Source organism: Pseudomonas sp. S11P7 (genome assembly GCF_023195435.1).
Lineage (GTDB): Bacteria > Pseudomonadota > Gammaproteobacteria > Pseudomonadales > Pseudomonadaceae > Aquipseudomonas > Aquipseudomonas fluorescens_G.
This window is the reverse complement of sequence record NZ_JALPKS020000002.1, coordinates 5,268,676-5,290,189: the sequence shown is the minus strand read 5'-3', so window position 1 is coordinate 5,290,189 and position 21,514 is coordinate 5,268,676. Positions and strand designations below refer to the sequence as shown.

Annotated in this window: 21 protein-coding genes and 1 pseudogene; 15 read left to right on the top strand and 7 right to left on the bottom strand. The window is 58.2% G+C overall.

Annotation, left to right across the window (positions count from 1 at the left end):
* Positions 1 to 9: 9 nt before the first annotated feature.
* Genes M0746_RS24240 through rfbC form a run of 4 tightly spaced genes read right to left on the bottom strand, consistent with a single transcriptional unit; the run spans position 10 to position 4,237 of the window.
* Positions 10 to 465, bottom strand: coding sequence for a thioesterase domain-containing protein (locus tag M0746_RS24240; protein WP_258450872.1), 456 nt, complete (start codon positions 463 to 465; stop codon positions 10 to 12).
* Positions 462 to 1,844: a sigma-54-dependent transcriptional regulator gene (locus tag M0746_RS24235; protein WP_203420335.1), complete on the bottom strand. Its 1,383-nt coding sequence runs from the start codon at positions 1,842 to 1,844 to the stop codon at positions 462 to 464. Before M0746_RS24235 ends, M0746_RS24240 begins: the two co-directional genes overlap by 4 nt.
* Entirely contained in the window at positions 1,841 to 3,649 is a 1,809-nt protein-coding gene (locus tag M0746_RS24230) for a sensor histidine kinase (RefSeq protein WP_258450871.1), read from the bottom strand. Before M0746_RS24230 ends, M0746_RS24235 begins: the two co-directional genes overlap by 4 nt.
* Before the next feature lie 42 nt (positions 3,650 to 3,691).
* The gene (gene rfbC / locus M0746_RS24225) at positions 3,692 to 4,237 is read right to left on the bottom strand and encodes a dTDP-4-dehydrorhamnose 3,5-epimerase (protein ID WP_034151902.1); all 546 of its coding nucleotides are present in this window, start codon (positions 4,235 to 4,237) and stop codon (positions 3,692 to 3,694) included.
* A gap of 166 nt (positions 4,238 to 4,403) precedes the next feature.
* Here rfbC and M0746_RS24220 point away from each other — a divergent pair, with 166 nt between their 5' ends.
* The 10 genes from M0746_RS24220 (at position 4,404) to M0746_RS24175 (ending at position 15,067) form a co-directional block, all read left to right on the top strand.
* Positions 4,404 to 7,316 carry an aminotransferase gene (locus M0746_RS24220; RefSeq protein ID WP_258450870.1) on the top strand — a complete coding sequence of 971 codons (2,913 nt, stop codon included), beginning with the start codon at positions 4,404 to 4,406 and terminating at the stop codon, positions 7,314 to 7,316.
* A 305-nt stretch (positions 7,317 to 7,621) separates the two neighbouring features.
* Positions 7,622 to 8,500: an N-carbamoylputrescine amidase gene (aguB, locus tag M0746_RS24215; RefSeq protein WP_090288346.1), complete on the top strand. Its 879-nt coding sequence runs from the start codon at positions 7,622 to 7,624 to the stop codon at positions 8,498 to 8,500.
* A 5-nt stretch (positions 8,501 to 8,505) separates the two neighbouring features.
* Positions 8,506 to 9,612, top strand: a complete 1,107-nt coding sequence (gene aguA / locus M0746_RS24210; RefSeq protein ID WP_258450868.1) for an agmatine deiminase — start codon at positions 8,506 to 8,508, stop codon at positions 9,610 to 9,612.
* A 246-nt stretch (positions 9,613 to 9,858) separates the two neighbouring features.
* Complete coding sequence (locus M0746_RS24205) at positions 9,859 to 10,071, top strand: hypothetical protein (RefSeq protein WP_090288350.1); 213 nt, start codon at positions 9,859 to 9,861, stop codon at positions 10,069 to 10,071.
* A 303-nt stretch (positions 10,072 to 10,374) separates the two neighbouring features.
* The gene (locus M0746_RS24200; RefSeq protein WP_258450866.1) at positions 10,375 to 11,043 is read left to right on the top strand and encodes a DsbA family protein; all 669 of its coding nucleotides are present in this window, start codon (positions 10,375 to 10,377) and stop codon (positions 11,041 to 11,043) included.
* 296 nt (positions 11,044 to 11,339) lie between these two features.
* Positions 11,340 to 12,626, top strand: a complete 1,287-nt coding sequence (locus tag M0746_RS24195; RefSeq protein ID WP_258450865.1) for an OprD family porin — start codon at positions 11,340 to 11,342, stop codon at positions 12,624 to 12,626.
* Between the two features lie 228 nt (positions 12,627 to 12,854).
* A complete protein-coding gene (locus M0746_RS24190; RefSeq protein WP_258450864.1) occupies positions 12,855 to 13,601 on the top strand; it encodes a 2OG-Fe dioxygenase family protein in 747 nt (248 codons plus the stop codon).
* Positions 13,602 to 13,680: 79 nt separating this feature from the next.
* A complete protein-coding gene (locus M0746_RS24185) occupies positions 13,681 to 14,058 on the top strand; it encodes a GNAT family N-acetyltransferase (RefSeq protein ID WP_186568644.1) in 378 nt (125 codons plus the stop codon).
* Complete coding sequence (locus tag M0746_RS24180; RefSeq protein WP_258450863.1) at positions 14,055 to 14,771, top strand: AzlC family ABC transporter permease; 717 nt, start codon at positions 14,055 to 14,057, stop codon at positions 14,769 to 14,771. The genes M0746_RS24185 and M0746_RS24180 overlap by 4 nt, the downstream gene beginning before the upstream one ends.
* Positions 14,750 to 15,067, top strand: coding sequence for an AzlD domain-containing protein (locus tag M0746_RS24175; RefSeq protein WP_039756468.1), 318 nt, complete (start codon positions 14,750 to 14,752; stop codon positions 15,065 to 15,067). The genes M0746_RS24180 and M0746_RS24175 overlap by 22 nt, the downstream gene beginning before the upstream one ends.
* On the opposite strand, the gene M0746_RS24170 is transcribed toward M0746_RS24175, so the two are convergent.
* Positions 14,984 to 15,910: a LysR family transcriptional regulator gene (locus tag M0746_RS24170; protein WP_203420343.1), complete on the bottom strand. Its 927-nt coding sequence runs from the start codon at positions 15,908 to 15,910 to the stop codon at positions 14,984 to 14,986. The genes M0746_RS24175 and M0746_RS24170 overlap by 84 nt on opposite strands.
* 319 nt (positions 15,911 to 16,229) lie before the next feature.
* Between M0746_RS24170 and M0746_RS24165 the strand changes: the two genes are divergently transcribed.
* From M0746_RS24165 to M0746_RS24145, 5 genes and pseudogenes are all read left to right on the top strand, one after another.
* On the top strand, positions 16,230 to 16,640 hold the full coding sequence (locus M0746_RS24165) for an MbcA/ParS/Xre antitoxin family protein (protein ID WP_258450862.1): 411 nt from the start codon (positions 16,230 to 16,232) through the stop codon (positions 16,638 to 16,640).
* An 11-nt stretch (positions 16,641 to 16,651) separates the two neighbouring features.
* Entirely contained in the window at positions 16,652 to 17,317 is a 666-nt protein-coding gene (locus M0746_RS24160; protein WP_446731311.1) for an RES family NAD+ phosphorylase, read from the top strand.
* Between the two features lie 84 nt (positions 17,318 to 17,401).
* Positions 17,402 to 17,827 carry a type II toxin-antitoxin system HicB family antitoxin gene (locus tag M0746_RS24155; protein WP_258450858.1) on the top strand — a complete coding sequence of 142 codons (426 nt, stop codon included), beginning with the start codon at positions 17,402 to 17,404 and terminating at the stop codon, positions 17,825 to 17,827.
* A 165-nt stretch (positions 17,828 to 17,992) separates the two neighbouring features.
* Positions 17,993 to 18,091: pseudogene (locus M0746_RS24150) on the top strand (helix-turn-helix domain-containing protein); the annotation flags it as partial.
* Between the two features lie 234 nt (positions 18,092 to 18,325).
* Positions 18,326 to 18,967: a BRCT domain-containing protein gene (locus tag M0746_RS24145; RefSeq protein ID WP_258450857.1), complete on the top strand. Its 642-nt coding sequence runs from the start codon at positions 18,326 to 18,328 to the stop codon at positions 18,965 to 18,967.
* A 144-nt stretch (positions 18,968 to 19,111) separates the two neighbouring features.
* Here the strand turns inward: M0746_RS24145 and M0746_RS24140 are convergent, their stop codons facing one another.
* Both M0746_RS24140 and M0746_RS24135 read right to left on the bottom strand, forming a co-directional pair.
* On the bottom strand, positions 19,112 to 20,269 hold the full coding sequence (locus tag M0746_RS24140) for an ATP-binding protein (protein WP_258450856.1): 1,158 nt from the start codon (positions 20,267 to 20,269) through the stop codon (positions 19,112 to 19,114).
* 560 nt (positions 20,270 to 20,829) lie between these two features.
* The gene (locus M0746_RS24135) at positions 20,830 to 21,462 is read right to left on the bottom strand and encodes a hypothetical protein (protein WP_150756823.1); all 633 of its coding nucleotides are present in this window, start codon (positions 21,460 to 21,462) and stop codon (positions 20,830 to 20,832) included.
* Positions 21,463 to 21,514 lie beyond the last annotated feature (52 nt).

Below are 21,514 nucleotides of genomic sequence, written 5' to 3'. Positions count from 1 at the left end.
TGTTGATCTTCAACGGTGCAAAACGTACTGCCCGGTAAACGTCACGGCGTGCTCTTCACTGCCCTGATCGACGATCCGCGTATCTAGCGTCAGCCGCGCCCGTCCATAACGCCGATACATCGCCAGAAACTTCTTCCACACCGCCGCGTCAGCCGCCGGGCAAATCGCCGTGGCATCACCGGTCACCGGCAGCGGATAACTGATCTGCCCTTCCTGAATCACAATGTGCCCGTCGGTAATGCCTTCTTCCTTCAAGCGCAAATGCAACCAGCCCCAACCGGCCAGCACTGCGCCGCAGTAGAGGCTGCCGCCAAACATCGTGCTCTTATGATTGACGTTGGGCGCGAGCGGCAAGTGCAGGCTCAGTTGCTGTTCGCGCCATTCGAGTACCGTCAGGCCCATCTCGGCCGTCAGCGGAATGTCGTGGTGCAGCACCGATTGCAAATACTCAGTGTTGTCGCTCATTCGTTTTCGTCCCCCTGGCTGCTGTCGCCGAAGTTGAGGCCATGTTTGCGCAATTTGTCGTGCAGGGTCTTGCGCGGAATGCCCAGGGCTTCGGCGAGGCTGCGCACCGAGCTGTGCGAGCGCGCCAGTTCTGCGGCGATCAGGGTTTTTTCGAAGTTTTCCACTTGCTCGCTAAGCCCGCCGCTGACGACTTCGACCGGTGCGCCGGCGCTGCCTTCGGCGCCGTTGTCCAGCGCCAGTTCCAGGCCGAGGGCAAAGCGTTCGGCGGCGTTTTGCAGTTCACGCACATTGCCCGGCCAGGTGTGACGCAGCAGCAAGGCGCGTTGTGCCGGTTGCAGTTCGTGGGGCGGCAGACCGTGGCGGGCGCTGGCTTCGTCGGCGTAGTGCTGGAATAGCAGCAGCGCGTCTTCGCCACGTTCGCGCAGCGGTGGAATGCGCAGCGGCGCGACGTTCAGACGGTAATACAAGTCGGCGCGGAAGCGCCCCTGATCGGCAGCCTGGCGCAGGTCTTCCTTGGTCGCGGCGATGACGCGGATGTCCAGCGGGATCAGTTGATTGCCACCCAGTCGTTCGACGACGCGTTCCTGCAACATGCGCAGCAATTTGACCTGCACGTCCAGGCTCATGCTCTCGATTTCATCGAGGAACAGCGTGCCGCCATTGGCAAATTCGAACTTACCGATCCGGCGTTTTTGCGCGCCGGTGAACGCGCCGGGCTCATGGCCGAACAGTTCGCTTTCCACCACCGATTCGGCCAGTGCACCGGCGTTGATCGCTACGAACGGGCCGTTGCGGCGGCTGGACAAGTCGTGCAGGGCGCGGGCGACTACTTCTTTGCCGGCGCCGGTCTCGCCGAGAATCAGCACGTCTGCCTTGGTCGCCGCCAGCGCGCCGATCTGCTCGCGCAAACGCAACATCGGCGTTGAATGCCCGACCAGCCGCGCGCTCAGCTCATTGCGATCACTGAGGGCCAGGCGCAGGCTGCGGTTATCCAGTACCAGACGGCGCAAGGCGAGGGCGCGGCGCACGCTGTCGAGCAGCGCGTCGCTGGCGAAGGGTTTTTCGAGAAAGTCATAAGCACCCGCACGCATCGCCTGGACCGCCAGCGGCACGTCGCCATGGCCGGTGATCAGCAACACCGGCAGCTCCGGGTCCTGTGCGTGCAATTCGCTCAGCAGTTCGAGGCCATCCATGCCCGGCATGCGAATATCGCTGACCACTACGCCCGGCCAGTCACGCTCCAGTTGCGCGGCCAGACCCTTGGCTTCAGACAATGGCAGGATTTTCAGGCCGGCCAGATCCAGCGTCTGGCCGAGGGCCTGACGCAGGTGCGGATCGTCGTCGATCAACACCACCTGAATGCGATTGTCGATGGTCATGCACTTCGGTCCTCGGAGGGTTGCAGGCTGACCCCGGGCGCGCCGGCGCGCAGCCGCAGGGTAATCAGGGCGCCACCTTGCTTGTGGTTGGCGAACGACAGTTCACCGCCGAAGGCGCGCATCAGCGTTTCACAAATGGCCAGGCCCAGACCCAGACCCTGGGTGCGGGTCTTGGTGGTGTAGAAGGGCTCGCTGGCGCGGCCGAGGGCTTCCATGCAGAACCCCGGGCCGTTGTCGCGGATGTACAGATTGACGCCGTCGGCGGTGGATTCGGCACTCAGCCACAGTTTGCGCGGTGGACCTTTTTCCGTCAGGGCGTCGAGGGCGTTGGCGAGCAGGTTCCCCAGGACCTGGCGTAAGCGCGTTTCGCCAGCCTCGACCCACAGCGTGGCGGCGGGGAGATCGCGGATCAGTTCGACTTCCATGCTGCGTCGACGCTTGGCCAGCAGGGCGAGCGCATCGTCGAGCGCCGGTTGCAGGGCGACGCTTTCCGGGGCGTGGCGGTCGCGCCGGGCGAAGGCGCGCAAGTGGGCGATGATCGATGCCATACGCCCGGTCAGTTCGCTGATCAGTTTGAGATTGCCGCGCGCGTCGTCGGTGCGCTGATGATCGAGCAACACCTCGGCGTTTTCCGCGTAGCTGCGGATCGCCGCCAGCGGCTGGTTGAGTTCGTGGCTGATGCTCGCCGACATCGTCCCCAGTGCCGACAGTTTGCCGGCCTGAACCAGATCATCCTGGGCACGAACCAATTCCTGCTGCGCGGTTTCACGTTCGAGCACTTCCTGCTTCAGGCGTCGGTTGAGGCCTTCGAGATCGCTGGTGCGCTCGGCGACCCGGCCCTCCAGCTCACGCCGCGCCTTGGCCTCGAAGGCGATGCGCTCCAGATAATGCCGCCGGCGCTGCATCATCAAACCCACCAACAGCATCACCACCAGCAGCGTCGCGCCGCCAATCGCGACGACGGTGCGCACCGGGCGGTCGATCAGTGTGCGCGGGGCGAGGATGCTGACGCTCCAACCGGTTTCGGCGATGTCGTGAGTCTGGATCAGCCAGGCGTCGGCGCTGAGGTTCAGCGGCCGCGGCTCACGCGTCGGGTACGGCTGAATTGCGGTGATTGCCGAGCGCTCGCTGTCGCTCAGATTGCGTGTCGAGCGGAATCGCCACTCCGGCCGCGAGGTGAGAATGACGACACCGTTGTGGTCGGTGACCAACAGTTGTTCCGGGGTTTTGCCCCACAGGCTTTCGGTGTGGTCGAGGTCGACCTTGATCACCAGCACGCCGATGATCTTTTCGCCGTTGCGCACGGCGGCGGCGAAGAAGTACCCGCGTTTGGCCGACGTCGTGCCGAGGCCGAAAAAACGCCCGAGGCGTCCGGCCATGGCCTCACTGAAATATGGGCGGAAGGAAAAATTGCGGCCGACGAAGCTGTCATGTTTATCCCAGTTCGACGCCGCCAGCGTCTGGCCGCTGGTGTCCATCAGGTACATCACTTCGGCGCCGGTCTGCGCGGCGATGTTCTTCAGCAGGCGATTGGCATTGCCTTGGCTAACGCCATCGTCCGGCGCGCCAAGCACGGCGCGCAGCGCCGGCAAGTCGCCGAGAATCTGCGGCAATACTTCATAACGATGCAGGGTGCCGAGCAGGTTGGCGACGTAGAGGTCGAGGGTCTGGCGGTTCTGCCCGGCCAGTTCGCTGCGGTAATAGCGCTCGGCCAGATGTTCCAGCGGCCATAACAGCGGCGCCAGGCACAGCGCGAGCAAGGCGAGGCTACGCCAGCGGGGTCTGCGGGGAAGATTCGGTTTCATGAGCCGGTAGCGCCTGTAGGGTCAGGCGCATTATGCCCGGCCTCAAGCGAAGACGTCAGCGTCCTTGAGCAGCGCGGCGGCCTGGTCCTTGGCCGACAGTTTCGGTGCTTCGTCCAGTTGCCAGTCGATGCCCAGCGCCGGATCGTCCCAGCGGATGCTGCGTTCGGACGACGGGTCGTAATAATTGGTGGTCTTGTAAAGAAATTCGGCGAACTCGCTCAGCACCACAAAACCATGGGCAAAACCTTCCGGCACCCACAGCTGGCGATGATTTTCCGCCGACAGGCGCACCGCCACCGATTTGCCGAAGTGCGGCGAGCTGCGACGAATATCCACGGCCACGTCCAGCACCTCGCCGACCGTCACGCGAACCAGTTTGCCCTGGGTGTTCTGCAGTTGGTAATGCAGGCCACGCAGCACGCCTTTTTGCGAGCGCGAATGGTTGTCCTGGACGAATTGCGTATCGAGGCCGGTCGCGTCCTGGAACGCCTTGGCGTTGAAACTCTCGTAGAAAAAACCGCGCTCGTCACCAAATACCTTGGGTTCGATGATCAGAACACCGGGCAGATCGGTGGTGATTACATTCATGAGGATTTCCGTAGTCAGGTGTGAGTGGCCGCCATTCTTGCGCAAAGTGCCGGATGGCGCGAGTGCTGGCATTCAATTCGCCGTGAAGCCTTTGTGCGCTTGGGGGTTGCGCAACCTTTGAAGCAATGGCGATATAAGCGCCTAATAAAATTTCAGGGGTCGTTCCATGCCGCTTGCCACGTTGATTCATCGCGCCAGTTTGCCCAGCCCGCAGGTTTCGCAGGAGCAAGCGCAGCAATGGCTGGCGGAGCATTACGGGCTCAGCGGCGCCCTACACGCACTCGGCAGTCAGCAGGACCTCAACTACCGTGTCGACAGCCCGCGTGGGCGCTACGTGTTGAAAATCTGCCGGGGCGATTACGCACTGGTGGAGTTGCAAGCCCAGCACGCGGGTCTGAAATATCTGGCCGAGCACTCGGCGATAACGGTGCCGCGCGTCATCGTGGCGAAAAACGGCAAGGACTTGCTGACGCTGCAGGCCGGCGGTGAAGCGGTGCACGTGCGGCTGCTCGATTACATCGAGGGCCAGTCGCTGACGCATCTCGGGCATCTTGGCCACAAGGTCGTCGCAGGCTTCGGCCGGCTGTGCGGTGAGATGGATCTGGCCCTCGCCGGGTTCGACCATCCCGGCCTTGCGCGTACCTTGCAATGGGACGCACGCCACGCCAGTGCCTTGATCGAGCATCTGCTGCCGGTGATCAAGGACGAACAGCAACGCACATTGATCGCCGAGGCTGCCGAACACGCCGAGCGCCGTTTGCAGCCGCTGCATGACAAGCTGCCGGTGCAGGCGATCCACATGGACATTACCGATGACAATGTCGTCTGGGCGCGTGATGCCCAGCGTCACTGGCAGTTGCAGGGCGTGATCGATTTCGGTGATCTGGTGCGCACCTGGCGCATTACCGATCTGTCGGTGACCTGCGCGGCATTACTGCATCACGCCGACGGCGATCCGTTTGTCATCCTCCCGGCGGTGCAGGCCTACCATGCGGTCAATCCGCTGCAATATGAAGAATTGCAGGCGCTGTGGCCGTTGATCGTCGCGCGCGCAGCGGTGCTGGTGCTCAGTGGCGAGCAGCAGGTCAGCATCGATCCAACGAATACCTACAGCCGCGACAACCTCAGCCACGAGTGGGAAATTTTCCATGTCGCCACTTCGGTGCCGTTGGCGCTGATGGAAGCGGCGATCCTTAGCGCGGTGGGGCACAGCCTGCCGGTGATCGACAGCGCCGATTTCGCAGCGTTGCTGCCGGGACTGGTCGGCCGCGAGTTTGCCCTGATCGACCTGGGCGTTCTAAGTCCGCATTTCGAAGCTGGCAACTGGCAGCAGGCGGGCGTTGATCAGCGCCTGTTGGACGAAGCCGCGGCCGTGCATGGCCTCGCGGCGAGCCGTTATGGTCAGTATCGGTTGTCACGCACACAGCCTGACAGCGCCGTCGAGCCGCAGACTTTCCCGCTGCATGTCGAATTGCGTGTTCCCCACGGCAGCGTTGTGCAAGCGCCGTTCGCCGCTGTCCTGCGCGAGACGGCTGACGGCGCGCTGTGTCTGGACGGCCCGCAGCTCAGCGTGCGCCTGTGGGGCGTGACGGCCTCGCTGCCAAGCGGTTCGACGCTGGCCAAGGGGCAGGCGCTGGGCTCGGTCAGCGGACCGTTGCTGGTGCAACTTTGCCGTGACGCGCAGATGCCGGCGCCGTTGTTCTGCGCGCCAACGCGTGCAGCGGCGTGGCAGGCCCTGTGTCCTTCGCCGGCCACGGTGCTGGGGCTCGCCTGTGATGCCGAGCCGGAACTGGACGGCAAAACCCTGCTCGAACGGCGCGACGCCAGTTTCGCCCGTACACAGAAACACTATTACGTCGACCCGCCGCGCATCGAGCGCGGCTGGCGCAATCATCTGATCGACATGCAGGGCCGTTCCTATCTGGACATGCTCAACAACGTCGCGGTGCTCGGTCATGGTCACCCGCGCATGGCGGCGGTGGCGGCGCGCCAGTGGTCGCTGCTCAACACCAATTCGCGTTTCAACTATGCGGCAGTCGCCGAGTTTTCCGAGCGCCTGCTGAAACTGGCGCCGGAGGGCATGGACCGGGTGTTTCTGGTCAACAGCGGCAGCGAGGCCAATGACCTGGCGATTCGCTTGGCCTGGGCTTACAGCGGCGGGCGCGACATGCTCAGCGTGCTGGAGGCCTATCACGGCTGGACGGTCGGCGCCGATGCGGTATCGACTTCGATCGCCGACAACCCCAAAGCCCTCGAAAGTCGTCCGGACTGGGTGCATCCGGTGACCGCGCCAAATACTTATCGCGGTGAATTCCGTGGTCTCGATTCAGCGCCGGATTACGTGCGCAGCGTTGAACAGCAATTACACAAACTGGCTGAGCAAAAGCGCCAATTGGCCGGGTTCATTTGCGAGCCGGTGTACGGCAACGCCGGTGGCATCTCGCTGCCGCCGGGGTATCTGCAACAGGTCTATGCATTGGTGCGCGCCCGGGGCGGCGTGTGCATCGCCGATGAAGTGCAGGTCGGTTACGGGCGCATGGGCCATTTCTTCTGGGGTTTTGAAGAGCAGGGCGTGGTGCCGGACATCATCACCATGGCCAAGGGCATGGGCAACGGCCAGCCACTGGGCGCGGTAATCACGCGGCGGGAAATCGCCGAGGCGCTGGAGGCCGAGGGCTATTTCTTCTCGTCGGCGGGCGGCAGCCCGGTCAGCTGCCAGATCGGCATGGCAGTGCTGGATGTCATGGAGGAAGAAAAACTTTGGGAAAACGCCCAGGTGGTCGGTGGCCACTTCAAGGCGCGGCTCGAAGCGTTGATCGATAAACATCCACTCGCGGGAGCGGTGCATGGTTCGGGTTTTTATCTAGGGCTTGAACTGATCCGCAACCGCGACACGCTGGAACCGGCAACCGAAGAGACCGCGCGGCTGTGCGATCGCCTGCGTGAGCTGGGCATCTTCATGCAGCCGACCGGTGATGATCTGAACATTCTCAAGATCAAGCCGCCGATGGTGACATCGCGCCAGAGCGTGGATTTCTTCGTGGACATGCTCGACCGGGTGTTCAGCGAAGGCCTGTAAACACTGCAGATCCCCTGTGGGAGCGAGCCTGCTCGCGACAGCTATCGATCAATCGACATCGTTGTTGATTGATCGATAGCTTTCGCGAGCAGGCTCGCTCCCACATTTGTCTCGGGTCAAAAATCCGATTTGTATCGGTATTTATTGGATAAATTAAGATAAAAGGCTTTTTGAAAGCTTCTAAAGCCGATATTTATCGGCTATAAAGTTGCCATTGCTCCGGCATGGCGATCTCTTGTCCGGCGCGCGCGTTTATCTTTTCGGTCGACTTTCCGACCGTCGAAGCACCTGCCCGGAGATGATTCATGAGCCGTATCGTTACCGTTGCCGCTACTCAGATGGCCTGTTCGTGGGATCTGCACGCCAACCTCGAAATCGCTGAAAGACTGGTCCGTGAAGCTGCTGCCAAAGGCGCGCAGATCATCCTGATTCAGGAATTGTTCGAGGCGCCGTACTTCTGCCAGAAGCCCAACCCGGACTACCTGCAGCTGGCGACCACGGTTGAGGACAACGTCGCGATCAAACATTTCCAGAACATCGCCAAAGAGCTGCAAGTGGTGTTGCCGATCAGCTTCTACGAACTGGCCGGGCGTGCGCGGTTCAACAGCATTGCGATCATCGATGCCGACGGCAGCAACCTCGGGATTTATCGTAAAAGCCACATTCCGGACGGTCCCGGCTATCACGAGAAGTATTACTTCAACCCCGGCGACACCGGTTTCAAAGTGTGGAACACCCGTTACGCAAAAATCGGCGTGGGCATCTGCTGGGATCAGTGGTTCCCGGAAGCGGCGCGCAGCATGGCGTTGCAGGGCGCGGAAATCCTGTTCTACCCGACCGCGATCGGCAGCGAGCCGCACGATCAGACGATTTCCTCGCGCGACCATTGGCAGCGTGTGCAACAGGGCCACGCCGGCGCCAACCTGATGCCGCTGATCGCCAGCAACCGCATCGGCCGCGAAGAACAGGACGGCTATGACATCACGTTCTACGGCTCCTCATTCATCGCCAACCAGTTCGGCGAAAAAGTGCAGGAGCTGAATAAAACCGAAGAAGGTATTCTTGTGCACACTTTCAACCTCGACGAGCTCGAACACATTCGCAGCGCGTGGGGTTCATTCCGTGACCGCCGTCCGAACCTGTACGGTGCGTTGAAAACCCTCGACGGTTCCCTGGAGTCCTGATCCCGATGACCACCTTGAAAAGCACCCCGCGCGCCGACGGCTTCTACATGCCGGCCGAGTGGGCAGCGCAAACCCAGACCTGGATGATCTGGCCCGAGCGCCCGGACAACTGGCGCCTGGGCGGCAAACCGGCGCAGGCCGCACACGCCGCGGTAGCCAAAGCGATCGCCCGTTTCGAACCGGTGACAGTGGCGGTCTCCGCCGGCCAGTATGAAAACGCCCGTGCGCGGCTCGACGTGCCGAATATCCGCGTGGTCGAGATGTCCAGCGACGATGCCTGGGTACGCGACAGCGGCCCGACATTCGTGGTCAACAACAGCGGCGAAGTACGTGGCGTGAACTGGGACTTCAACGCCTGGGGCGGCTTCGATGGCGGCCTGTATTCGCCGTGGAACCGTGATTCGCAGGTCGGCGGCAAGATCCTCGAAATCGAGCGCAGCCCGCGTTACCGCACTGAAGGTTTTGTGCTCGAAGGCGGTTCGATTCATGTCGACGGCGAAGGCACGCTGATCACCACTGAAGAATGCCTGCTCAACCGCAATCGCAATCCGCACCTGAGCCGCGAAGAAATCGAAGCGGTGCTCAGCGCCAATCTGGCTGTGGATAAGATCATCTGGCTGCCGGATGGTCTGTTCAACGATGAAACCGACGGCCATGTGGATAACTTCTGCTGCTACGTGCGTCCGGGCGAAGTGTTGCTGGCCTGGACCGACGATCCGCAGGATCCGAACTATCCGCGCTGCCAGGCGGCAATGAGCGTGCTGCAAAGCAGCACCGACGCCAAGGGTCGCCCGTTCACGGTGCACAAGATGCCGATTCCGGGGCCGCTGTATGCGACCGAGGAAGAGTGCGCTGGCGTCGATCCGGTCGACGGCACCCAGGAGCGCAATCCGTCCGCGCGTCTGGCCGGTTCCTACGTCAACTTCCTGATCGTCAACGGCGGCATCATCGCGCCGAGCTTTAACGATCCGATGGATGCGCCGGCCCGGGAAATCCTGCAGAAGCTGTTCCCGCAGCACGAAGTGGTGATGGTGCCCGGTCGCGAACTGTTACTGGGCGGGGGCAATATTCACTGCCTTACCCAACAGCAACCGGCGCCGCACAAAGAGTGAGTTGAGTCGTAACAGCCTGAGTTGGCAGATAAAAACGCCTGACGTTTTTTAACGTACCGGTCAGGAACACCCAGCCCGCGGCCCGAAAGGACCGCGGGCATTTTTTGTCTCCATTGGTCGCAGGGGCCAAAAGCTTGGCATAGCTCTTGTATTGCTTCTGTTGCACTAAGGAGGGAGAAGAACTTCAACAGTTCTGTCATGAATCTTGGATAACGTAGCCGCTCACGAACGGGAGAGAGCGCTGAAATGAACGCCGAAGTGAACGTAATCAGCGAGCGGACTTTGCATCCCATGGCCGTTAACGGCGAAACGCTTCAGCGTGTGGCGCACTGGTTGAAATCCAATGGAACGCGTCAGATCAGAGAACCTGATCCGCGCCGGATGATGATCGAGCGCTATCCTGCTGACCTGTTCAGCGAGGCCGAACTGGATGCGTTGTGGGCTGTGATGGAAGGATAAGAAGAACAACAGGGATTGGAAAAAGCGCTGCCGGGAAGGCGGCGCTTTTTTATGCCCGATACAAAACGAGTGTAGGAGTGAGCCTGCTCGGGATAGCGGTATGCCAGTTGACGATATTGCAATTGACAGACCGCTATCGCGAGCAGGCTCACTCCTACAGGTCATATGTGCTCATTGGTATTGAGTTTCAGCAGGCGCCCTGATTCGACCGGTTCACGAAACAGACTGAAAGCCGTTGCGGCGTTTTTCTGCGAGGGTGATGGGGCTAACCTGCTGCAATTACTTTTATCGGAGTCCTCTCAGGTGATCCTTCACTACATCTATGACCCGCTCTGTGGCTGGTGTTACGGCGCCAAGCCGCTGGTCGAAGCGGCGCAACAGGTCTTGCCCGTCACGGCTCACGCCGGGGGAATGATGAGCGGGAGCAACCGTCAGCGCGTCACCGAGCAATTGCGCGATTACGTCATGCCTCATGATCGACGCATCGCCGAATATACCGGCCAGCCTTTTGGCGAAGCCTATTTCGACGGGTTGCTGCGTGACCCTTCAGCGGTTTTCGATTCGACGCCACCGATCGCGGCGGTATTGGCGGCCGAGGCAATCGACGGCCGCGGCCTGCAACTGCTCGGGCGTCTGCAAACCGCGCATTACGTGGACGGCCGGCGGATCGCCGATGAGCCGGTACTCGTGGAAATTGCCTTGCAATCGGGATATGCCGCGCAAGCTTTCAAGGTCGCGTTTGAGGCTGCGCAAACCACCGAGCATATAAAGAACAGTCGCGCACTGTTGGCCCGCGTCGGCGGGCAGGGTTTTCCAACGTTTGTGCTGGAACACAACGGGCAATTCAGCACCGTCGACATCAGCCCGTGGCTGGGAAAACCGCAAGCCTTCGCCGCTTGGCTGAGCCAGGCCAGCGCGCCCGATGGTTCGGGCAAACAGGCTGCATTCTGTAGCACCGACGGCTGTGCCTGATACGTTGCAGATTCACTGGCTGCCCGCATTTAACAGCAAGCAGCCAGCGCAATATTTACGTTTCTTAGACGATTTCTGCCTATTTAAAGACGATTCTTGAAATTGACACACTGTTCAGGGCGCGGCTACGATTCGGCCCAACGCCTGTGGCTAACCGCCATGACTCAAAACAAGGAGCAGGCCTGCCATGACCTACCGTCGGCGGGTCTTTTTGTTTCGGGGTGAATACAAGAGTGCAAAAGCGCCGTTTCCGCCGTTCGACACAGCGCGTTTCAACCCGTAATAAGGAAAACAAAATGTTGAACAAGCGAATCAGCCTGATCGCACTGGGGATGTTGAGTGCTACACAGGCCATGGCTAACGACCAGGCCGAATCCAAGGGTTTCGTTGAAGACAGCAGCCTGAAAGTGCTGTTGCGCAACGCCTACATCAATCGTGATTACAAGGACGGTCGTGCGGACAAAGCCGAGTGGGGTCAGGCGGCGATCGGTACGTTCTCGTCCGGCTTCACTCAGGGCACCGTCGGTGTCGGTGTCGACGCGTTTGGTCTGTACGCGCTGCGTCTGGACGGCGGTAAGGGTCGCACCGGCGCGCAAGGCATCGACTTCTTCAAGCAGGAAAACGACGGTCGCGCGGCCCATGACATCGCCAAGGGCGGCGCAGCGGTGAAATTCCGTGTGTCCAACACCGTGCTGACTTACGGTGACCAGATGCCGGCCTTGCCGGTGCTGAGCTACGACAACGTGCGTCTGCTGCCGGAAAGCTACACCGGTACGTTGATCACCTCCCGTGAAATCAAAGGTCTGGAACTGAACGCCGGTCGCTTCACCGCCGAATCGCGCAAGAGCGACGAAGGCCGTGACAGCGGCGGTCTGAAGGCGATCAACGTCCTGGGCGGCAGTTATCAGTTCACCGAAAACTTCAAAGGCGCGCTGTACGCCTCCGACGTTGAAGACGTCTTGAAGAAACAGTACGTGAACGCCAACTACGTGATTCCGTTCAACAAGGATCAGTCCCTGACCCTGGACTTCAACGGTTATCGCACCAAGCTGGACAACTCGTACGTTCGCGAAAACGGTGTAACCGGCGACGACAACAAGATCTGGAGCCTGGCAGCGACTTTCGCTACCGGGCCGCACTCGTTCACCGTGGCGCACCAGCGTTCCACTGGCGACAGCAACCTCGGTTACGCCTACGGCGGCTATCAGAAAGATCAGGGTCGTGTCGGCGACGGTGGTAACTCCATCTACCTGGCCAACTCCTACTGGTCCGACTTCAACGCCGAAGACGAACGCAGCTGGCAGCTGGGCTACGGCCTGGACTTCAGCACATTCGGCGTACCGGGTCTGAGCTACAACTTTGCCTATGTGCGTGGCGACAACATCACCACGTCGACCAGCGAAGGCGGCACCGAGCGCGAGATCTTCAACCAGGTCAAATACGTCGTGCAAAGCGGCCCGGCCAAAGACCTCAGCGTGAAACTGCGCAGCTCGATCCTGCGGGTTTCGCAGAAATCCAGCGAATACAACGTCAGCGGCAACGAGCTGCGGGTATTCGTCGACTACCCGATCAACATCTTCTGATGATCTGGCTGTAACGAAAATGAGAAAACCCCGATTCGGTCGGGGTTTTTTTTCGCCGGTTTTTCGACAAAAAGACGAAAAAACCCGTGTTTTTGTCATGTAAAAGTTGCTTTTCAAGCGCTGCAAACGCCGTTTCAAACAACGCTTCAAATGCCTGAAATTCTTTCTCATGGACGCAAATTCTCCACCTAATAGATTAGGCCGCTCAACGCAGCGGAGAATTGGGTAATGATCGTTTTGAACAGAGAAGTGGGCGAATCGCTACGGCGCGACAAATTTGTCAACGTCCAGGGTGGTGACTTCAATCTCTACGGTCATTTTGCCGACTTCGTCAGATTGACCAAAAGTTGGGAAAACATGGAGCCTGACAGCTACTACGGTCAGGCCGAAGCCGGCATGCGTTACCGTCGTTACAGCGACTTCGAATACAACCCGAAGACTCGCGAACTGAAGCAACTCGAACATCGCGCTTACGTGCAGTCGAAGGAAAACAACGCCTACGTCGGCGGCGTCGTGCGGCACTTCCAGGACTTCTCTGAAGAAGTGATGAATTCGCCGGTGATGCGCAGCCTGATCGATACGGACTTCGAAGTGTATAAAAGCGTATTGCCGGAAGAGCTGCACGATGAAATCTGGCAGTGCCAGATCCATCAGATCCGCATCGAGATCAAACCCGGCAAACAGCTGGAAATCACCCCGGAAGGCATTCATTGCGACGGCTACCCGTTCAGCGGTGTGCATTTCTGGGGGCGCAATAACGTCGAGGGTGCGGAAAGTCGTTTGTACGACATCCACGAGCATCAACTGGCGTCGACCACCTACCAGGAAATTCTCGACACCACGTATTTCCTCGACCGTGACATGCGCCACTACGTGACCCCGGCGCGCAATACGCACACCCATGCCATGGCATTCCGGCAGATTCTGGCGATTTCCTTCTCGCGGCCCGGGACCGCTTTCGACATTGTTCGCTAATCAGATCACCCCAATCGATGGCGTCGAGTGCTCGACGCCCGTGGTGCTGCGCCGCGCCACTGCCAAGGATGCGCAGCGCATGGAGCGCTTCTTCCGTCAGTTCGACGAAGTGTCGTTCTGTGAATGGCAGGACGCCAAGTGCCTGCGCGGCGTATTGATCCAGAAAACCACCACGGCCTATCTGGCCTTCGACGTTGACGGGGAAATCGTCGGTGCGGTGCTCGGTGGCATGCTCGGTAGCCGCGGCACCATCAACCACTTGGCGGTCAGCCCGCGCTATCGCAGCCAGGGCGTCGGTCAACGCCTGGTTGAAGCGGCGTCATCCGACATGAAACGGGTCGGGGTGTTGCGGATGTTCCTGTTTGTCGACGATGCTAACCTCGCGGGCAAGCGTTTTTGGGCCGCCCAGGGTTTTTGCGAGCCTCACGGCGAACGGACATTTGAGAGGGACCTATGAATGAAACGTCCGGCAGTGCGCCGTTGATGGTCAACCATCAGCCGTCGCGCACGTTTGCCGAAGCCAGCCCGGTGGTCGCCGGGTATTTCACGGTAGCCTTCGTGTTTGGCCTGATGGCTGTGAATGCCGGGCTGCCGATGTGGCTGCCGGTGGCGATGTGTCTGTTCGTGTATGCAGGCGCTTCGCAATTCGCTGCGCTGGCGCTGATCTCCAGCGGCGCATCGCTGACCACCATCGTGCTGACGACTTTTCTGATCAATGCGCGGCACATGCTGATGTCGGTGTACATGGCCAAGGCCTTGCGTGCGCTCGGCCTGAGCCGCATGGAGCGCTGGTGCTACGCCGGTGGCCTGACCGATGAGTCCTTTGCGTTTCACAGCGTCAAGCTTGGCACGGGCGCCCCGGTCAACGTGCGTTATCTGATTGGCTTCAACCTGTTCTGCCACACCTCTTGGGTGCTCGGTGGCCTGCTCGGCGCGGTGTGCGCGCAATACGCCGCGCACCTGATCAAATATCAGCTCGACTACGCCCTGACGGCGATGATGCTGTATGTGCTGGTGTCGCTGTGCAACACGCGCAACAAACTCATCGCTGCCGCCGCTGCGGTGGTGTGCATGGGCGCGTTGAGCCTGCTGGGCAGCTCGCCGTTCAATGTGTTTATCGCCACGTTTGTGGGCTGCGGAGTCGGTGTATGCCTGACCAAACGTTCCTGATTCTGGTGGTCGTGCTGATGATGGCCGTGACGTTCCTGCCACGCGCGCTACCGCTGCAAATCAACACCGAACACTGGCCGCCGTTTATCGCGCGGGCACTGGAATACCTGCCGGTGGCGATCGTCGCCGCGATCAGCCTGACGCCCTTGTTGATCAAGGACCGGCAGATACAGCTCGATCGCCCGGAATTCTATGCCGCGATTCCGACGTTGCTATGTGCGTATTTCAGCAAAAACCTCTTTCTCAGTGTGGCGGTGGGGACGGCTGCGTACATTGCGCTCGGCTCGTTCATGTAACGGCAAATCGACGACATCGCTCAACGCCTGGCTCGACAACTCCGGATTGTTTACCGCCAGGCGCACTTCGAGGAAATCCTCGAAACCGGGGAAAATCGTCAGGCCGTTTTTCTGCGCGGCCTCACGCGAGACCATGCCCACTGCGTCCATTTGCGTGATCAACGACAGCGTCAGGGTTTCACTGCACGAATAAACCATGCGCTGACCATTTTCGTGATTGCCCAGCCCGGCATCGAGAAAGCGCAAAAAGCTGTGGGAATACGGACAATCTTCGGCAGGACGCACCTGAAACTTGTTGCCCAGCAACGTCAACGGATCGTTTTCCTGACCACAATGCGCACCAACCACCTGGACCTGCACGTCCGGCAGTACGATGCTCGGCAAGCCCGGCCGCTGCGGACCGATCAGCACCGCCAGGTCGAAATCCTCATTTTTCAGCTTGCTGAGATTCTCCATCGACTCGGCGTAGCTGAACTCCATCTGATAATCCGGAAACACCTCGATCAGCCGCCCGATCATGCGCCGGTTGAAGTCAGGCGCCAGGGTATTGTTCAACGCCACCTTCAACGTGCGCTGGCCCGGCACTTTCAAGGCCTCGACTTTTTCTTCCATCTGTCGCGTCGCAATCAACACTTTGTCGATGTAAGGCGTGAGCTCGGTGCCTTGCGGCGTCAGCGTCAGACCTTTGTTGGAACGTCGAAACAAACGAAAACCGAACTGTTCTTCGACCTTGTTCAACTGCGCGGCCAACGCCTGCACGGTCAGACACGAATGCTCCGCCGCGGCCGACAACGAGCCGGTCTGCACGATGCGCATCAGGTTGCGTAAGGTTCTGCTATCCATGGGTAATGCCCTCTGAAGTGGGCTGGGTATTGTTGTTTACGAGACGACCGAACCGGCGCCATATGCTGGCTATATTCCCGTACCTGAGCATAGTTGTCGCGGACTTGGTAGCGAATTGATTTCCCCGCCGATGGCTGGAGGCTGACACAGAATCGGGGGTTTTGGTGACTTGCAGGTGATGGGGGTCAAGGGAAGGGTGAGGATTTTGCAGAATCGTTCGGCCCGCCTCGTCTAGAAGTTCATTCGCATGTGTATTAAATTCAGCGTTAACTACGAATGTGTACTAACCTGAAGACACACAGTTTATGGGGGGCAGCTGATGCCAACGTCATCCATTGCTTTAAGTCCACGGGAACAACTCGACGCCCCCGAAGCCGGCCGCGTTGCGCTGAAGTTTTTCTTCAACCTCATGGAGCATTGGGGCTGCAGCGCCGAGCAGCAACGCACTTTACTTGGCGGCGTCGGCAATACCACGTTCTACAAATACAAACACCTGCCGCCTAACATCCGTTTGCCTCACGATACCCTTGAGCGCATTTCGTACCTGATGGGCATTCACAAGGCGTTGAGCATCATCTTCAGCAACAGCCGTGAACGCGCCTACACCTGGGTCAGCAGCCCGAACACGGCAGCACCGTTCAATGGCAAAACGGCGCTCGATTACATGCTGGCGGGGAGGGTGATCGACATCGCCGATGTGCGCCGCTACCTCGACGGAGTGCGCGGTTGAAGACCCCGGCGCTGGTCGATGTGCCATGGCCGCGGGCGTATCGCATCGTCAACAGCAGCTTCCCGCCGATTGCCCTGTTCGAAGACGTCCTCGACCCCGAAGACCTCGAAATCGCTTACGCCATCGAAGCGCTGACCAACGATCGCCTGATCGAACAGGCCGGCGTACTCGCCCGCGTGCGCCCCGAAGATCGCCTGTCCGGCCCCGGCTCCAGCCCGGTGATGGCCGCCTTCACCCACGTCGGCAAACGCAGCCGTTTCAGCGACGGCACCTTCGGCGTCTACTACGCCGCGAGCAGCCAGGCAGCGGCGATTGCCGAAACCTGTTTCCATCAGGAGCGTTTTCTTGCTGCGACGCAGGAAGCCGATCTTGAATTGACCATGCGCACTTACGTCAATCGAGTGGTTAAGCCGCTACATGATGTTCGCCATGGCTTTGAAAGCCTGCATCAGCCTGACCCGGAAGCGTACGGCCCATCGCAGGCATTCGCGCGGCAGCTGCGCGACGCTGAATCGTGGGGCTTGCTTTATAGCAGCGTGCGATTGGCTGGGCATGAATGCGTTGCAGCGCTTCGGCCGCCGGCGGTTTCGATTCCGAAGCAGGGGAAGCATTTGCGGTATGTGTGGAGTGCGAACGAGCGCAAGATTTCGATTGTGTTTGAGATCAATCAGGTTTGAGAAATGAAGTGCCTTGCCTCAAAACAATAACGAAACAGCTGGTGATCAATTGAGGCTCAGCTGTACCCCATGAGAGGAAGCGTAATGTTCGAATACGCCTTGGATGTTCACGAAGAGCCGGGCAGCGTCTGGCTGACTTGTGCTGCTATTCCAGAGATGCACGCCGTCGGCGACACTCTGGGGGAGGCATTGGCTACCGCCATCGATGCGATTGAGACGGCATTTTCCATCTATGTGGATGATCGCCGGTTGATCCCAACTGCTCACACAGGAGAGCAGGAAAACGATGTTGTGTTGCGTCTTCCTGCACTGACTGCCGCTAAAGTTGCGCTTTGGAATACGCTATTGGAGTCAGGTGTAAGCAAAGCCGAACTGGCGCGTCGTCTCGGCGTGCAACGGCCCCAGGTCGATCGACTAGTTGATTTCCTGCACCACTCCAAAATCGAGAATGTCGAGCGCGCATTGCAGCAGTTAGGGCGGCGGATTTCTTTATCGGTGGAGGCGGCGTAGTTCAGCATTGAACGTTAGAAAGATCACCATATGAGGCGGTTCAGCGCGCAGCGTCTAAATATGACGCGGTATCTGCGTCGTTTTCGAGCGTTCGCTACTGATAAACAGGCAGAGTTCAGCGGCTCGGCGGCAACCTTCCAAAGCGACTTGTAAGAGGGATAAACGATGGATCGTGAGAAGGAACAATTTCAGCAGGATTTGCTGGACTCTGTACGGCAAATGAATGCTGGAAAAGCTGCACGCGTCACCGAAGGGACGTTTTCACCACCAGTCGGCACGCCAGATAAGACGGGTGAAGTATCCGCACCCCAGAATTAACAAAGCCTCTGCATTTCCGTAGGGGCTTCGCTTTGTAGGGGAAGCAGGAACGGGGCAGACCTATCTTTTCTTGTTTCAAAAGCGGTATCTGCGCCCAGTGATGCTAGCTTTGAATGCCACATCAACTTGCTTGCATATGCTTCGGTATTGAGCCAGTGCACTATTCAAGGAAAGCGCGTAATGGATCTACACCATGAGTTTGAGAGCAGCCAATTTTTTCACCGATCCCGTATCGATCGTCGCGCCGCCGATGCTTTGGTCGGGTTGGCCGCTGGGATTACAGCCGACGGTATCGTGAACATCGCTGAGGCGGTATTTCTAAAGCAGTGGTTGGAGGACAACCTCGCGCATTTGAACGATCCAGTGATCAATCTGCTGTATTCACGTTTGGCGTGTATGCTTCAGGACAATGCTCTAGACGTTGATGAGTCGCGAGAGCTGCTTGATATTCTGCGTAGTTTCTCTGGAGTGCGCATTGAGAGACCGAAGGATGGCGGTACTGCAGCCGTTACTCCTACGGACCTTCCTTTCAACTCACCAGTCCCCGATCTGATTTGGGACGGCCGGATGTTCGTCTTTACCGGCGTCATGGCCTTTGGACCGCGTAAGGATTGTCAGGCGCTGGTCGAAGAACGAGGCGGCCTGATTGGGGCCAGCATCAGTAAAAAGGTGCATTACCTGGTGGTTGGTAGCGTGGGTAATGAGCAGTGGCGCCATAGTACTTATGGAACGAAGATCATGAAGGCCGTCGAGCTGCGTGAGGCGGGAGCGTCGATTGCCATTGTGGGTGAAGATCATTGGCAGAAGATGCTATTGGGTTGAAGTTACTCATTGGTGTTTTGGGAAACTCATCCATTTGTTTTTGGTGCGTCGATCATGTGCATCCATCTATCGCTGTGATCGCGTGAGTCGCAGGGCGCCAATCGTACTTGGCGCGAACCACAACGATGTGGACCAGCCCGCAACCTAACTCCCCTCAATCAAAGCCCGCTCTTCCAGCCAGATCTCTTGAACAAACTGATCTGTGATCGCATAAATCCCGTGCCCGCGTCGCATGATGATGTTCTCGGCAACCAGCGCAATCACCACCGGTTGAATCTCTTCGACCCGCACCTCTCGCCCTACCGATTTTGAATACTCCGCCGCTGCATCGGTGGAGAAAATACCGCGAGCGTCGCCTTCCGTTGAGGCGATTTTGTTGAAGATGGCTTGGGCCAGGCTGCCCAGTTGTTCAACTTTTTCCAGCTCAATGCTCGCCGCCGCAGAGCGTAAGGTGCTGGCGATTACGGGCAAGAAAACATCGGGCTCGCCCTCTTGCTGCAATAGTTGGCGCAGGGCTTTGAGCATCTCTTCAGGTCTGTTTCCCAAGGTATCGAACGCATCGATGGCGACTTCGAGGGAAGGCAGCTTCTCCCTTTTCACTGTCAGTGCGAGTCGGTTGAGCAGGAATTCAACGTAATCGCCTTTCAGCAACGGGTAGGCAGCTGACGTGGCGCCGGAGAAGGCGTGATTGCGCTTGGCAGTCAATTCACTGACTTGCGCCCTGTGGGAGCCGGTCCCGATAAACAGAAAATAGCCCGGTGTATGGGGGCGTGGGTTGATTGCGTCTCGAGCGGCCTTGAGCGCCAGGAGCAACTGGTTGCCGTCATCGGAGGAAATGGCGTGCTGCACTTCGTCGATGATCAAGACCAGATCTGTCTTCGCTTGATCCACGACTTCTGTGAGTGCTTGCGCCAGTGTCGGGCCGTGGGCGCTGCCAATGCTGTCGAGTTTGAATCCGAACTTGAATCCTGCGGCGCCAATTTCGACATTGCTGACGCGTCTGAATGTTTCCAGTACCGAGGAGCCCGGCGTTTGCAGATCTTTCAGGTTTTTTTGGATGGCGTTGTGTAAGAGCGTGGCTGGCTTAGCGAGCGTATTGCTCCACAGGTCGACGTAAATTACCAAAGCACCGCGATCTTCCAGTGCCGGGACAAGATCGTTCCTCAGAAATGTGGTTTTGCCGGTACGGCGCGGGCTGGACAGGAATAGGCCTGAGCGCAGACCTTCATCGAGTACGCTCGGACTCAAAAGCTGGTTTGCCATCGATTCAGCCAACTCAGAGCGCTGAAAGATGTTGCTCATCCAATTACCCCGGCTTGTGGGCAAGCCATAATTATTGGCTGTTCATAATTCATTATAAAAATTGAGATTTGAACCGTTGGCGCAAACGCGGCGTTGGCCAGTTACGTCGCAAACAAGCTAAGCAGTAGAGCTTTACCTAAAAAGGGCAGGAGCAGGTCATATCAAGGCGAGACGTCGCCCAAAAATATGAGTACCCAGAAACAACAAAGCCCCTGCATTTCTGCAGGGGCTTCGTTTTGTATGGTGCGGCACCAGGAGTCGAAGGTGTACATAAGCACGTGTTTTATAATGATTTAATTTTTTAGGTGAGACTCTATATCTCTAAAACTATCCTTTAGCATTCATTAGGTTTTACATAGTCGCAGGCAAAGCCAAGCTACGATCTATTTCCCTAGAGGCATGGCAGGATGTTGTGCTTGAGTAATAAGCGAGCGCCTCTCCAGCTATGCTAAGCAACAGCAAACGACCCAGCTACCGTTGCTTAAGGGCTGCCATCGGGCAGGCAAAAGCGTAGCTCTTTGATATGCAGCGAATGAAGCAAGCGATAGTTGGCCGAATCGTTATGGGCGTACTTGAACTTTGCCTAGTAAATTCACGTTTATCACAACTTCAAACTCACATTCTTGCTTTGAGTAAAAAATAGCTGACTTGGAAATTGTGGACTGCAGTACTGCGCGGTTTTGGATGTTAAACCATGGTTGGTTTTGGTAGTGCACATAAGCAAATTGCTCAGCTACATTTTTAGAGGTAGACCAAGACTGGCCATATTTTTGGATTATGTGTTCGTTCATGCCGCAACCTCGGTAGATTTCAACAGTTTCCGCAAGGTTTGCGATGTCGTTAGGCTTTAGCTCTTTGGTTAAAAGTACTCTTGGGTACCATGCTTCGTTTTCTTGTCTAGTAAAGAGTTGGTGAAGCCCACCGTACGCAAAGCCAGCAAATGCATGCCGAATTGGATCGATGATAGCGTAAGCATGTTCATCTTCAAACAGGTGCTCGTAATTTAAGAAAATTCTCTGAATCTCTTCTTCGGCATTCTCTTTATTTAAAGAGGTGAAGAAACTCTCAATCATTCTGTAAATATCGCCTACGTGACTATCGCAACCTAAACTGTTGATCTTCTCTGTCAGATCTTGGGTGTCTATGCACATCTCATTTATCATAAATTGATGCGCTTCTTGGCTGAGTGGCACAGGATCACCTTTATGCATAATAATTAAGCTAGCGAGTAGGCAAAAGCGTAGC

Excerpts from the sequence above, each read along its gene's own strand:
- M0746_RS24170 (WP_203420343.1), bottom strand. The coding sequence starts at position 15,910 with ATGGATAGCAGAACCTTACGCAACCTGATGCGCATCGTGCAGACCGGC.
- M0746_RS24140 (WP_258450856.1), bottom strand. The coding sequence starts at position 20,269 with ATGAGCAACATCTTTCAGCGCTCTGAGTTGGCTGAATCGATGGCAAAC.
- M0746_RS24175 (WP_039756468.1), top strand. The coding sequence starts at position 14,750 with ATGCCTGACCAAACGTTCCTGATTCTGGTGGTCGTGCTGATGATGGCC.
- M0746_RS24145 (WP_258450857.1), top strand. The coding sequence starts at position 18,326 with ATGGATCTACACCATGAGTTTGAGAGCAGCCAATTTTTTCACCGATCC.
- M0746_RS24180 (WP_258450863.1), top strand. The coding sequence starts at position 14,055 with ATGAATGAAACGTCCGGCAGTGCGCCGTTGATGGTCAACCATCAGCCG.
- M0746_RS24205 (WP_090288350.1), top strand. The coding sequence starts at position 9,859 with ATGAACGCCGAAGTGAACGTAATCAGCGAGCGGACTTTGCATCCCATG.
- rfbC (WP_034151902.1), bottom strand. The coding sequence starts at position 4,237 with ATGAATGTAATCACCACCGATCTGCCCGGTGTTCTGATCATCGAACCC.
- M0746_RS24155 (WP_258450858.1), top strand. The coding sequence starts at position 17,402 with ATGTTCGAATACGCCTTGGATGTTCACGAAGAGCCGGGCAGCGTCTGG.
- M0746_RS24185 (WP_186568644.1), top strand. The coding sequence starts at position 13,681 with ATGGAGCGCTTCTTCCGTCAGTTCGACGAAGTGTCGTTCTGTGAATGG.
- M0746_RS24220 (WP_258450870.1), top strand. The coding sequence starts at position 4,404 with ATGCCGCTTGCCACGTTGATTCATCGCGCCAGTTTGCCCAGCCCGCAG.
- M0746_RS24195 (WP_258450865.1), top strand. The coding sequence starts at position 11,340 with ATGTTGAACAAGCGAATCAGCCTGATCGCACTGGGGATGTTGAGTGCT.
- M0746_RS24165 (WP_258450862.1), top strand. The coding sequence starts at position 16,230 with ATGCCAACGTCATCCATTGCTTTAAGTCCACGGGAACAACTCGACGCC.
- M0746_RS24235 (WP_203420335.1), bottom strand. The coding sequence starts at position 1,844 with ATGACCATCGACAATCGCATTCAGGTGGTGTTGATCGACGACGATCCG.
- aguB (WP_090288346.1), top strand. The coding sequence starts at position 7,622 with ATGAGCCGTATCGTTACCGTTGCCGCTACTCAGATGGCCTGTTCGTGG.
- M0746_RS24230 (WP_258450871.1), bottom strand. The coding sequence starts at position 3,649 with ATGAAACCGAATCTTCCCCGCAGACCCCGCTGGCGTAGCCTCGCCTTG.
- M0746_RS24240 (WP_258450872.1), bottom strand. The coding sequence starts at position 465 with ATGAGCGACAACACTGAGTATTTGCAATCGGTGCTGCACCACGACATT.
- M0746_RS24190 (WP_258450864.1), top strand. The coding sequence starts at position 12,855 with ATGATCGTTTTGAACAGAGAAGTGGGCGAATCGCTACGGCGCGACAAA.
- aguA (WP_258450868.1), top strand. The coding sequence starts at position 8,506 with ATGACCACCTTGAAAAGCACCCCGCGCGCCGACGGCTTCTACATGCCG.